Origin of the sequence: Streptomyces endocoffeicus (assembly GCF_016741935.1) — a bacterium.
Classification (GTDB): Bacteria; Actinomycetota; Actinomycetes; order Streptomycetales; family Streptomycetaceae; genus Streptomyces; species Streptomyces endocoffeicus.
Genome location: NZ_JAERRG010000001.1, coordinates 1,107,989 through 1,120,668 on the forward strand (window position 1 = coordinate 1,107,989; position 12,680 = coordinate 1,120,668).

The window sequence follows — 12,680 nt, forward strand, 5'->3', positions numbered from 1 at the left end:
CAAGCTCGTGGGGGGTTGGCCGAGCCGAATCCGCTAGTAAAGGCAATGCCAAGGGACTGCCATCCCTTCCTAATTCTCAGTATTCGGAATTGAATACCGATATTCAATTCCGAATGTTCATTTCAGAATTGAGACTAGGGATCTACGGGTACGGAAGTCAACGTCAACAGGGGTGTGGCCACCCAATCCCGTGGTGGGGTGCCCCGAAGGTTCGGTCCGCACCCCACCCCTTCGGTGGGCCGGTACGGTCGGTTCACGAATCCTCGTCAAACAGCGTCCAATTATCGCCGTTAACGCTCCGTTCACGAATGCATGCGAGGCAGCAGCTCGATGAGCTCGCGCCGCCCGGAGACGCCCAGCTTGCGATAGGAACTCGTCAGATGCTTCTCGATGGCGCGGGAGCTCACCCCCAGCTCGGCCGCGACCTCCTGGTTGGTCAGGCCGCGTCCGACGAGGGAGGTCACGGTGCGTTCGGTACGGGTGAGGGTCGCCTCCGGCGGGGCGGCCGCCGCACCGCTGCCGTCCGCCGCGCGGATCCGGTCGACCAGCCGTGGCACTCCGCACGCCGAGGCCAGGGCCGCGGCCTCGCGGAGTACCGCCGCCGCCTCGCCGCCGCCCGGCCTCAGCCGCTTGCCCAGCAGCACGAGCGTGCGGGCGAGTTCGAGTTCATTGGCCGAGGCGCGCAGTACGTCGACCGACTCGCGCAGCAGCCGCACCCCCTGGTCACCGTCGGTCAGCCGGGCCTTCACCCGCAGCGCGCGGCCGAGCGCCACGGGGGCGCCCCATTCCGTCGCCCGCAGCAGCTCCTCGTCGGCCAGTGCCCCGGCCGCGTGGGGGTCGCCGACCCGCCGGTGGAGGTCGGCCGCCCAGGGCCGCCAGGAGAAGAGCACGGGATTGCGCCAGCCCGACGCCTCCAGCTGCCGGCCGCAGGCCAGGAGGGTTTCGAGGGCGCCGGGCCAGCGGCCCTGCTCGGCGTCCTGCGCCGCCTTGACGAACTGCAGCGCCGCGGTCAGGGCCAGGCTCGAGGAGCGGCGCCGGCCGGGGCCGTCCAGAATCCGCTCGATCAGCGCGGAGTCCTGGAGGTCCAGGGCCACGCGGGTGAGGGCGAGGGTGGAGACGACCCCGGCCTCCTGCCAGTGCACCTCGGCCAGCCGCACGGCGCGCTCGGCGTATTCACGTGCCTGGGCGACGCGGCCGCGGGCGCTGAGCACCATGGCCTGCTGGACGTTGACGAGCGCGTCCACGACCGTGCCGCCCCGCCGCCGCGTCTGCTGCTCCATGGCCAGCCAGGAGCTGATCCCCCGTACCGAATCGGCGGCCACCAGCCCGATCACCACCAGCGGCAGCGGGGTGTGGACCTGGTCGGAGGTGGCCGGTTCGCGCTCCAGGATGCGGTTGGCCAGCCGGGTGACCTCGGCCGCGGGCCATCGGGCGGTGAGCACCGCCGCGTTGAGCAGCACCGCCGTCAGCTCGCGCTCGGCGGAGGTGGTCAGTGGCGGCTCCTCCCCCAGCGCGGACAGCCGCTCGACCGCCGCGGCCAGCTCCGCCGGGTCCTCGTGTCCGGCGTGCCGCAGCCGCGCCTCGAGCCGCAGCGCCACATCGCGCGCCGTGCCCTCCAGCGAGGCGGCGGGCCCCAGGTCCTCGGCGACCTGGTGCAGCAGATCGATGACCGACGGGGGCCCCAGGCCCACGATGGTGGGCGAGATCCGCAGGGCCGCGGCGGCCCGGAGCCTGGGGGTGGTCAGCAGGGGGATCGCCTGGGAGATGTGGCGTTCGCAGGCGGCCGGGTCGAAGCCGCGCTCCGCGGTGGCCAGATCGATCAGCAGCCGGGCCCGGCCCTCCCCGGTCAGCGAGCCGTCCAGGAGGGCGCGGCGCAGATAGCGGGCGGCGGTGCGGGGCGCGCCGCGGCGCAGCGCGGTGTCCGCCGCGGCCCTCAGCACCTCCACCGCCCAGGGGTGGTCGGAGCTGGTGACGGCCAGGAGCTGGGCGGCGACGAGTTCGGCGGGGCGTCCGTTGTGGTACATCAGGGCCGCCGCGGCGTCGTGCAGCCGCTCCCGTTCGGCCACCGTCATCGAGGACTCGACCGCGTCCTGCACCACCCGGTGGAGGAAGCGCGGCTCCTGCTCGGCCGCGATCAGCCCCAGCTGGTGGAGGTCGCGCAGCGCGGCCAGGAAGCCGATCGGGTCCAGCCCGGCCAGCCGCCCCAGGAGGTCCGGGTCGGCCTGGTCGCCGAGGACCGCGATGGCGGCGGCCAGGTCGCGCGGGGGCCGGGGCTGGGCGCGCAGGGAACTGGCCAGCCGCTCGCGCAGCTGGGCGGGGCGCAGGGAGCGGGCCGTCTCGGCATGCTCGGCGGTGGGCCGGTGGCCGCGCATGGCCAGGTCCGCCAGCACCGACTTCAGGAACAGCGGGTTGCCCGCGGAGCTCTCGTGGCAGGCGCGGGCGAACTCCTCGTCCCCCGGCACGCCGAACTGCTCGAGGATCACTTCCTTGGTGGCGCCCAGCGACAGCGGTGCGGGGCGCAGCACCCGCCGCGCCGCCTCGACGATCTCCCGCAGCAGTGGGTCCCCGGGGCGCCGGTAGCCGTCCCGCAGCGCGCAGACGAGTACGGCGCGCAGCGCGTGCAGCCGCTTGACGAGGAAGGCGAGCCAGCGCAGCGAGGGGGTGTCGACCCACTGCAGATCGTCCACGAGGATGAGCAGCGGGCGCTCGGCACTCGCGGTGGCCAGCACCGAGCGCAGGCCGTACAGCGCCTCCTCGGGGATGGTGACGGCCCCGTTCTCGTCGAGCGGCGGTGCGTCGTCGGAGAAGACCGTCCGGCAGAGGTCGACCTCTCCCTCGATGCGCTGCCCGCGGAGCTCTTCCGGGGCGCCGGTGAGCAGGCTGTCGAAGAGCTGGCGGACCACGCCGAAGTCGAAGTCCTGCTCCATCGGCGCGGCGTTGGCGCGCAGGACCCTGATCTTCTCGCCCTCGGCGAGCATCGGCAGCTGGTGCAGCAGCGCGGTCCGGCCGGTCCCCAGGGGGCCGGTGAGCAACACCAGTGACGAGTCCCCCGCCGCCGCGGCCCGCAGGGCCTCCGCGACCTGCGCCAGCTCGGCCTCCCGTTCAAGCAACATCGATTCCGCCTCCCTGCGCCGCCCGCAGTAACGCGATCAGCTCCGCGCGACCGCCGATCCCCAGCTTTCGGTACGCACCGCTGAGTCTGAGCTCCACGGTGCGTCTGCTAACGGAGAGGGTCTCGGCTATCTCCCGGTTGCCATGACCGAGTCCGGCGAGGGAGGCGGTGCGCTGCTCGGGCTCGGTCAGCGTCGCCCACGCCGGATGCGGGACGCGTCCGCGGACGGCCGAGGGCCCGGTCCGCTCGGACAGCTCGCGCACCTTCGCGACCAGCTTGCTGGAGGGCCGGTGGGCGATGACGAAGGTGAACAGCTCGGCCACCAGGGGGGCCGCGGCGCTCGGGTTCCCGGTGTCGAGTTCGGCCGTGGCCAGCTCCATCAGGGCCCCCGCGTAGGCGAGCCGGGCCGGGGTGCCGCGCAGGGTGGCCACCGCCTCGCGGAGCCGCTCGCCCCGCCCCTCGCGGGCCACCCGCCCGGCGCCCAGCTGGGCCCAGCCGAGCGTGTTGGGGGCGCCCCACGACCGGGCCAGCGCGAGTTCCTCGTCGGCGAGCCGCCGTGCCTCCTCGTGGTCGCCGAGGACATCGTGGACCCGGGCGGCCATCGAACGCCACGGCATCAGGGCGGGGTTGATCCGCCCGCGGCCCAACTGCCATCTGCCGGTGGCCCGGAACAGCTCCACCGCCTCGGGCAGCCGGTCGTCCTTGACGGCCACCAGTGCCCGGGCGAAGAGCAGATAGCCCCAGGAGGCGCCCTCGCGCGACTCGGCGGGGGCGGAGGCGGCCGCGAGCACACCGGCCTGGCCGAGGTCGCCGTTCTCCAGGGCGATGAGGATCCGGACGGCCAGCAGATACGGAACGGTGTAGCGGTGCCAGAGGGAGCGGGGCAGCGACCGCTCGGCGGCGGCCACGTCCCGTTCGGCCATGTCGAGCCGGCCGCGCCGCAGATTCAGCTCGCCGCGGACGGCCAGGGCCTGGGCGGCGGCCGCGCGGGCGTGCCGCCGGCGCAGGTCGGTGTGGAGGACGTCCAGCCGGACCTCGGCCTCGTCCAGGTCGTCGGTCAGCAGCAGGGTCCGGACGGCGGTGAGCCGGGGCAGGATCAGGGCGCCCGCGCCGCCGTCCAGGGTGAAGACCCGATGGGCCAGCGCCCGGGCGGTGGGCAGGTCCGCCCCGCGCAGGGCCAGCCGCCAGGCGCGCGCCGCGGCCTGCACCGGGCAGGTGGGGTCGTCGGGCAGCGGCGGGATTCCGTCCGGGACCAGATCGGTGTCGTCCTGGCTGTCGGACTCGGTGAGCCAGAACAGCCCGGCCAGCGCCCCCCGTTCCTCGCCGTCGGTCGAGGGCAGCACGTCGACGATCGCGCGGCGCAGCGCCTTGTCGTCACCGCGGGAGAGTCCGAGGTCGGCGGCGCGCGCCCGGGTCCGGCCGGGCCCGCCGTCCCCGGTGCGGATGATCTCCGCCAGCCGGCGGCCCGCGGCCTCGGGGGCGGCGAGCACTTCGATGGCGGCGAGTTCGAGGCCCAGCTGGGCGCGTGGCGCCGGGTCCAGCGGCTCCTCCAGCGCCCGGGACAGACAGGCGATCGCCTGGGCGGTCCGGCCCGCGCGCAGTGCGGCGGCGCAGGTGCGGCGCAGCACGGGGATCACCCAGGGCTCGTCGACCGGGCGGGCGGCGAGCAGCAGCCGGGCGATGTCCTCGTCGGCCACGGCCGCCCGGTAGGCCAACTCGGCGGCGCGGGCGTGGAGTTCGGCCCGCTCGTCGCCGGGCATCTCGGCGAGGATCCAGCTGCGCGCCTCGGGCCGGCTCAGCCGGAGCCCGGTCCCGGAGGCGATGGCGAGCCCGCTCTCCTGGAGCACTTCGGGCAGTCCGGGCTCGCTCGCGGCGCGGGGGCCGGCGAGCGCGTACAGCAGGGGCAGATCCAGCAGATCGCCGCAGACGGCGAGCGCGCGGACGAGCGCGACGGCCGTGTCGGACAGCCCTCCGAGCACCCGGACGGTGTGGTCACCGCCCACGGCATCGCCGATGGTGGACAGTTCCGGCACCCGCCCGGCGACCGGCGCGTAGCCGTGTTTGGTGAAGCGGCGCAGTGCCTCGGACAGCACCTCGGGGTTGCCCGCGCTCGCCTCCAGGGCCGCGGAGATGAAGGCGTTGTCGCCGGGGCGGCCGCAGATCAGCGCGACCGTGGCGGCCACGTCGCGCGGGGCGAGCGGGGCCAGTTCGCATTCGAGGGTGATCACCTGCTGCGGCGCGGTGGACAGGGGGCACGCGCCGGGGCGGAGCCGGCCGGTGCCGCTCACCAGCAGCACGATCAGGGCGTCGGGCAGCCGCCGTATCAGTGCCCCGAACCAGCGCAGCGAGGCCGGGTCCAGCCATTCCACATCGTCGACGGCCAGCAGGGTGGGCCGCTCCCGGGCGGTCCGCAGCAACTCGGTCAGGCCCGGTAAGCGGCTTTCGGGCCCCTGTCCGGTCAGGGCCTTCATCGAGCCCTCGGTGAGTCCGTCCATCGGGGCGAGCAGCTGTCCCACCACGCCGTAGCGCACATCCCGCTCGCCGGGGGTCGCCTTGGCGCGCAGCACGCGGAAGCCCTGGTCCTCGGCCAGCCGGGCGGCGAGGTTCAGCAGGCGGCTCTGTCCGTAACCGGGCCTGCCGATCAGTGTCACCACCGAGGAACGGCCCCGGCCGAGATCGGCGACGGTCTGGGCGAGCATGGCCTGCTCTCGTTCACGGCCGGGGAACGGGAGCCCGTTGAGCTGCATGGTGTGACTATATGCCTGGGGTGGGGCGTGAACCTGTCACCGAGCCGCCGTGCGCGCGTCAGCGTCGGCCGCGTGAGGCGAAGACCCACGCGGGGGCCTGTGGATCGGGAAGGCTCGGCGTCTTCAGCACCGAGGCGAGCTCCCCGCGCTGCCCGACACTCAGCTTCCGGTAGACGCTGGTGAGATGGGTCTCCACGGTGCGTACGGTGACGAAAAGCGACTCGGCGATCTCGCGGTTGCCCGCCCCGCGCGAGGCCATCTGGGCCACCTTGCGCTCGGTGCCGGTGAGCAGGTCGACCGGTGAGGCGGTGATCTCGCGCATCCGGCCGCCCGCGGCCACCAGCCGGCTGCGGGCGTCCCTGGCGAGCGCGAGCGCGCCGCAGCCCTGCGCGAGGTCGACGGCCGAGCGCAGCCGCTCCCGGGCCTCGCGCGGCCGCCCCGCGTCCAGCAGCGCCCCGCCGAGCAGGAACTCGGCCCGGGCGTGCTCGGAGCGGGCGGGCGACCCGGAGAAGTGCTCGACCGCCGCGGTGAGTTGGGCGATGCCCTCCTCGCCGGGAGTGGTCACCCCGCGGGCCAGGGCGGCGAGCCCGAAGGCGCGCGGGGTGCTCCAGCGGCGGGCCAGCTCGGCGCCGTGCTCGACCAGGTCCCGCGCCTCGTCCGCCCGCTTCTCCGCCGCGAGCAGACAGGCCGCCTCGCTCCACCAGGGCAGGAACACCGGGTTGGCGAAGCCGGACTCCTCCAGGGAGGCGCCGCAGTCGAGCAGCAGCCGCAGCGCGGTGGCGCTGTCGCCGAGCGCCCAGCGGGCCCGGGCGCGGGCCATGAGATACGAGTGGTACTCCATGACGAACCCGTCCAGGTTCGGCCGGGTGACGGCGGCCAGCAGCTCCTCGGCCCGCTCCGGTTCGCCCCGGTCGATCAGGATCGTCGCGAGCGCGGTCTGCGGCATGGTCACATTGGCGCCCCAGCGCTCCTCGCTGATGATCTCGACGGCGGTCTGGGCGTCGGCGAGGGCGTCGGGGATGGCGCCGACACCGTGCAGCAGCTGGGCGCGGTAGGAGAGAGTGATCACATACGACCAGACCGCGGCGTTGTCCTGGCCGTGGCGCAGCGCGTGCTCCAGGGTCTCCATCGCCTCCTCGATCTCGTCGGCCAGGCCGAGGGTGAACGCCGAGAAGAGCAGCGACCAGTTGTCGAGCCGGTCCGGGGAGCTCAGCGCGCGGCGGGCCTGCCCCACCGCCCGCCGCACCGAGCGGCCCTCCATCGCGGACAGGACCGTCATCATGGCGAGCATCTGGCGCTGGGCGGGGGTGTCCCCGGCGGGTTCGGGAATCCGCGTGAAGCGCTCCCGGACCGTGTGGATCGTGGCCTTCTCGTCGGATCCACTGATCAGCAGTGTCGATTGGACGAGGGTGCGCAGCTCGCGGTCGCGCGGATCGGGGTCGGGCCCCAGCTCGGCCTCGAGCTCGTCGAGCACCTCGCTGAGCACCCGCACGGCGGCCGGTGACTGCTGGACGGTGAGGCAGGTGAGGCCGAACTGCACGGCGATGGGCGCCTTGGTGCGGATGTCGGTGGCCAGCGTGAGCGCCCGCTTGAGCAGGCGGATAGCCTCGGCGGGGTTGATCTCCGCGAGCGCCTTGGCGAGCGGGACATGCGCCGACAGGCTGTCCGGCTCCGCCTCCAGGACCCGGTAGAGATAGCGGGCGGCGGCCTCCGGGGCGCCGCGGTGCTCGGCCTGGGCGGCGGCCTCCCGGAGCACCCAGCCCATCCACGGCTGGGGGGTGCCGGGCACCAGCAGCACCTGGTTGGCGACCTCCTCGGCGGGCCGTCCGGCGTCGCTCAGCAGCAGGGCGGCCCTGGCGCGCAGCTCGGCCAGCCGCTCCGCCCCGGCGGCCTCCAGCACCGCGGAGCGCACCACGGCATGGGCCAGGTCCGCCCGGTCCGGTGCCATCACATCGGCCTCGCGCAGCTGCTCCACGGCCTCCGCGACGCGGGCGGCGGGCACTCCGGCCAGCGCGCCGATGTGCTCCGCGTCCTCCTCGCCCAGCACCGCGATGGCGGTGGCCACGTCCCGGACCCAGCCGGGGCGGGCGTCGAAGAGTGCGCGCACGGACAGGGCGACCACGTAACTCCCGACCTCGGCGATCTCGCGGATGCCGGTCTCGTCGGGCGCCACGCCCTTGGCCCGCAGCTCGCGCAGCAGCCGGGTGACGGTCAGCGGGTTGCCGCCGCAGATGGCGGCGGCGCGCTCGGCGAAGGAGGGCGCGACGGGGGCGGCGAAGACCTGGTGGGCCATTTCGGCCACTTCGGCGTCGGTCAGCGGGTCGAGACGGATCACCGCGGAGCGCGGCTGGGCGAGGATGTCCGCCAGGGCCGCGGGGGCGACCGGTTCCTCCTCGCTGCGCTGGGCGAGCACCACCAGCAGCGGCAGCTGGTCGGCCCGGCGCAGCAGGAAGTCGATCCAGCGCAGGGAGCGCTCGTCGCACCAGTGCACATCGTCCAGGACGAGCACGAGGGGGCCCTGGGTCATCAGGTTGGCGGCGAGCCAGTACAGGCCGTGCAGCACCGGGTAGACGCTGGCGGCCGTGGGCGGCCCCTCCTCGCCGGGGCGGGGGCTGAGCGCGGGGAGGGCGCGGCGGGCGCTGCCGCGCAGCAGCGGGGAGTCCTGGGCGTCCTCGGCCGAGAGTCCGAGGCTTCCGAAGAGGGCGCGTACGCCGCCGTATCCGGCGCCGGCCACCACTTCACCGCAGGCGCCGTACAGCACGGTCATCTTCCGGCAGGCGTCGCTGTCGAGGAAGGCGCGCAGCAGGCTGGTCTTGCCGATTCCGGCCGGACCGGACAGAACCACCAGACCGGAGCGGGCGCTGTGGGCGGCCTCCGCGTGGGCGGTCAGCGCGGCGAGTTCGGCGGCGCGTCCGACCAGCGCGCCGGGTAAACCGGAATCCGTTTTCCGGTCCACCACGCAGCCTCCTCGAGCCACAAATGCGAAGAATTTCGGAAAGGTGTGCTGCTGACGCGATCAGCAGATTACACGAGCACAATGACGACGATCAATCCCGATCAGTCGTCAGGCAATCCCGATCGGTCATCCCGTCCGGAGTCCGATCGGTGAAGTCCGGAACCCGATCGGAAGTCCGGAACCCGATCGGCCGGGCCCGGAATGCGATCAGCGAAGCCCGGAGACGGAAGGCGTGGTGAGGGCGTTCACCTTCCTGTCTCCGGGCCGTTCGGTATCACTGTGTGGGTACGAGGCGTGAAGTCGTCTATTGGCATCTCCCTTCGTCGGCGAACGATCACGGGGTCGTTCGGGCCGCTTCCAGGGCGGCCTCCAGGGCGATCGCAGGCGGGTGGAGCTCGAACCAGACGACCTTGCCCGCCGCCGTGCGGATGGAGCCCCAGCAGCAGGAGAGCAGATCCAGCAGGTGGAGTCCGCGCCCGCCCTCGTCATCGCCGCACGCCCGGCGGACCCGGGGCTGCCCGGGGTCCTCGTCCGCCACCTCGCAGCGGAAGGCGCGGTCGACGGAGCACAGGGAGAGCGTCAGCCGGATCGGCCCGCCCGCGTGCCGCAGAGCATTGGTGACCAGCTCACTGACGAGCAGTTCCGCGTCGTCGGCGAAGTCGTGCAGCGTCCACGCCGACAGCTGGGCGAGCGCCAGCCGCCGGGCCGTCGGCACCGAGGACGGCTCGGAGGGGAGCAGCCAGGACGTCCCGCCGCTGGTGGCGGGAGGCGCCGCGTCGGGGCGGCGCGCGGTGCTCATCGGGGATCCGTTCGCGAGGGTTGCGGCGTTCATGGCGTGGGGTCGGGGCTGGTCCGGGGGGCGGGGATGGCGCGCCCGTCGGGAAGGATTTCACCCGTGTCCGCGAAGATCACCACTCCGTTGCAGAGCAGGCTCCATCCCTGCTCCGGGTGGGAGGCCACCGGGCGCGCCGAATCGTGATCCGGTGCGTCGGCGGGAGGACATTGGGGTTGGTGGAGGCACATGGTCCGAACCTTCGATCTTCCGCCATAGGGGGCGGCGGAACTCACCGAGACCACCATCCTGGCCGGGCGCGGCCGGACGCGGCGAGGGGAGATATCCCCGCATCGGTACCCGTCCCGCTCCCCTCCCCCGCCGGGGCGGTCACGGCCGGGCGACCGCCGCTCACCCTCGGTGAAATCCGCCCGCCGCCCCGCCCGGGGTGGGTGCGGCGGCCCCCGGCCCGGGCATAGCCTGGAAACAGGGCTTCGGGTCCGTGCGCGGGCACAGGTCCCGCCCGCCCGGGGCCGGTGCGAGGCATCGATGGGTGCGGTGGCGACAGGCACCCCGACCGGGCGGCAGACAGTCAGGCTGCCGGCCGAGGTGACGAGTTTCGTGGGACGTCGGCAGGAGGCGGCCGAGGTCAAGCGGATGCTGTCCGCGTCCCGCCTGGTCACCCTGACCGGGGTCGGCGGGGTCGGGAAGACCCGGCTGGCACTGCGGGTCGCGGACGAGGCGCGCCGGGCCTTCCCCGACGGGGTCTGGCTGGCCGAACTCGCCGAGCTGGACAACCCCACGCTGCTCGCCCAGGGCGTCACCGAGGCGCTGGAGATACGCGACCACTCCTCCCGCCCGGCGATGGACATCCTCGTCGACCATCTGCGGGACCGGCAGGCCCTGATCGTCCTCGACAACTGCGAACACCTGCTGGAGGAGTGCGCCCGGCTCGCCGACCGGCTGCTGCGCGCGGCCCCCCGGCTGCGGCTCCTGACCACCAGCCGTCAGGCGCTGGGCACCGCCGGTGAGCAGAGCCTGGCCGTCCCCACCCTGGGGCTGCCGGACCCCGAGGGTCCACGGCCCTCCCTCGCGACGCTCGCGCGGTGCGATGCGATACGGCTGTTCGTCGAGCGGGCCGCGGCCGTCCTGCCCGGATTCCAGCTCGACGAGGACAACCGGGACGCGGTCGAGCTGATCTGCCGCCGGCTGGACGGCATCCCGCTGGGCATCGAGCTCGCGGTCGTACGGCTGCGCGCCCTGTCCGTGCGGCAGCTGCTGGACCGGCTGGACGACCGGTTCCGGCTGCTCACCACCGGCTCCCGGACGGTCCTCCCCCGCCATCAGACGCTGCGGGCGCTGATCGACTGGAGCCATGAGCTGTGCACCGAGCGGGAGCGGCTGCTGTGGGCCCGGGTCTCGGTGTTCGCCGGAAGCCTGGACCTGGAGGCGGCCGAGGCGGTCTGCTCGGGCGAGGGCATCGACCGCGAGGAGATCCTGGACCTGGTGGCCGAGCTGGTGGACAAGTCGGTCTTGCTCAGGGAGGAGCACCGGACGTCGGTGCGCTACCGGATGCTGGACACGCTGCGCGAGTACGGCCGTGAGCGGCTGGCCGCCTCCGGGGAGGAGGCCATGCGGCTGCGGCGCCATCGCGACTACTACCGCGGGCTCGCCGCGGACGCGCGGGCGGCGCTCTTCGGACCGGCCCAGGTGCAGTGGTTCACCCGGCTCCATCTGGAGCACGCCAATCTGCGCACCGCCCTGGAGAGCTGCCTGGCCGAGCCCGGGCAGACCGTCTGCGGTCTGGACATGGCCGCCGACCTGCTCTACCACTGGATCACCAGCTACTACCTCGGCGAGGGCCGCCGCTGGCTGGACCAGGCCCTGGCGGTGTGCGCCGAACCCACCGGGGCACGGGCGCGGGCCCTGTGGACCGACAGCTGGCTGGCCATCATCCAGTCCGACACCGACGCCGCCGCGGCCATGCTCGAGGAGAGCCGGTCCATCGGGACCCGGCTGGGCCTGGACCCCGTGCTCGCCTACACCGCGCTCTACTCCGGCATGGTCGCCATGTACCGGGGCGAGACCCGGTCCGCGATCGCGCTCTACGAGGAGGCCGTGTCCCGCCATCGCGCGACCGGCGATCCGGTGGGGCTGGCCCTGGCGCTCATCCGGCTCTCGCTCGCGCACTCCTTCATCGGCGATTCACCGGGCGCGATCGCCCTGGGCGAGGAGTCGCTGGAGGTGTGCGACGCGTACGGGGAGGGCTGGCACCGGGCCTACACGATGATGGCGCTCGGCGTCGACGTCTGGCGCCAGGGCGACACCGCCAGGGCGGCCGCCCTGGAGAAGGAGAGCCTCACGTTCAACCGCTCGCTGGACGACCCGCTGGGCGTCGGGGTCAACCTCGAGGTGCTGGCCTGGATCGCGGCCACCGAACAGGACCACCCGCGGGCGGCCAGACTGCTGGGCACCCTGGGGACCCTCTGGCACGCCATCGGCGCCCCGCTCTCCGGCTACGGGCACCTCGTCCACTACCACGAGGAGTGCGAGGCCGCGGTGCGGCGGGCCCTGGGCAAACCGGCCTTCAACGCGGCGTGCAAACAGGGCGCCCGGCTGTCCTACGCCGAGGCGCTGGGGTACGCGCTGGAGGACGAACTGCCCAGCGGGGAGACGGCGGCGGGCGGCCGGCCGTCGCCGCTGACGCCCCGGGAGTCCGAAATCGCGAAGCTGGTCGCGCAGGGGCTCAGCAACAAGGACATCGCCTCCTCCCTGGTCATCGCCCAGCGCACGGCCGAGGGCCATATTGAGCACATTTTGAGCAAGCTGGGTTTCACCTCGCGTGCGCAGGTGGCGGTCTGGGTAGCGGAACAGCACCGCACCACCGAGGCCGATGGCGAACGCCCGCCGGAGGATACGGTCTGAAGACCGCGCGACATTCTCAAGGGGCAAGAGGCGGAATTCTATTCGAAGACCGGAGCATGTGTCCCGGAAGTCTTCACAACCCCCACGAAAATCCTCGCCCGCCCCGGCTTCGAGAGATCATGCGTCAGGCTCGAGGGACGAGCCGCAACGGCCGTGTCAGTTCGTCGA

General features: G+C 73.6%; 6 protein-coding genes. 1 reads left to right on the plus strand and 5 read right to left on the minus strand.

The features are described 5' to 3' along the window. Positions 1-302 precede the first annotated feature (302 nt). From JK364_RS04330 to JK364_RS55035, 5 genes are all read right to left on the minus strand, one after another. Entirely contained in the window at positions 303-3,113 is a 2,811-nt protein-coding gene (locus JK364_RS04330) for a LuxR family transcriptional regulator (protein WP_201847647.1), read from the minus strand. Then, positions 3,103-5,859 (minus strand): AAA family ATPase, encoded by a 2,757-nt coding sequence (locus JK364_RS04335; RefSeq protein ID WP_201847649.1) that lies wholly within the window; start codon positions 5,857-5,859, stop codon positions 3,103-3,105. Before JK364_RS04335 ends, JK364_RS04330 begins: the two co-directional genes overlap by 11 nt. 58 nt (positions 5,860-5,917) lie before the next feature. Further along, entirely contained in the window at positions 5,918-8,818 is a 2,901-nt protein-coding gene (locus JK364_RS04340) for a helix-turn-helix transcriptional regulator (protein WP_201847651.1), read from the minus strand. Between the two features lie 331 nt (positions 8,819-9,149). Then, entirely contained in the window at positions 9,150-9,647 is a 498-nt protein-coding gene (locus JK364_RS04345; RefSeq protein ID WP_201847653.1) for an ATP-binding protein, read from the minus strand. Next, entirely contained in the window at positions 9,644-9,838 is a 195-nt protein-coding gene (locus JK364_RS55035) for a DUF5999 family protein (RefSeq protein ID WP_230991297.1), read from the minus strand. Before JK364_RS55035 ends, JK364_RS04345 begins: the two co-directional genes overlap by 4 nt. A 370-nt stretch (positions 9,839-10,208) precedes the next feature. Here JK364_RS55035 and JK364_RS04350 point away from each other — a divergent pair, with 370 nt between their 5' ends. Further along, entirely contained in the window at positions 10,209-12,512 is a 2,304-nt protein-coding gene (locus JK364_RS04350; protein ID WP_307841146.1) for an ATP-binding protein, read from the plus strand. Positions 12,513-12,680: the final 168 nt, after the last annotated feature.

Coding starts and splice junctions, on each gene's coding strand:
- JK364_RS04330 (WP_201847647.1), bottom strand. CDS start 3,113: ATGTTGCTTGAACGGGAGGCCGAGCTGGCGCAGGTCGCGGAGGCCCTG.
- JK364_RS04335 (WP_201847649.1), bottom strand. CDS start 5,859: ATGCAGCTCAACGGGCTCCCGTTCCCCGGCCGTGAACGAGAGCAGGCC.
- JK364_RS04345 (WP_201847653.1), bottom strand. CDS start 9,647: ATGAACGCCGCAACCCTCGCGAACGGATCCCCGATGAGCACCGCGCGC.
- JK364_RS55035 (WP_230991297.1), bottom strand. CDS start 9,838: ATGTGCCTCCACCAACCCCAATGTCCTCCCGCCGACGCACCGGATCAC.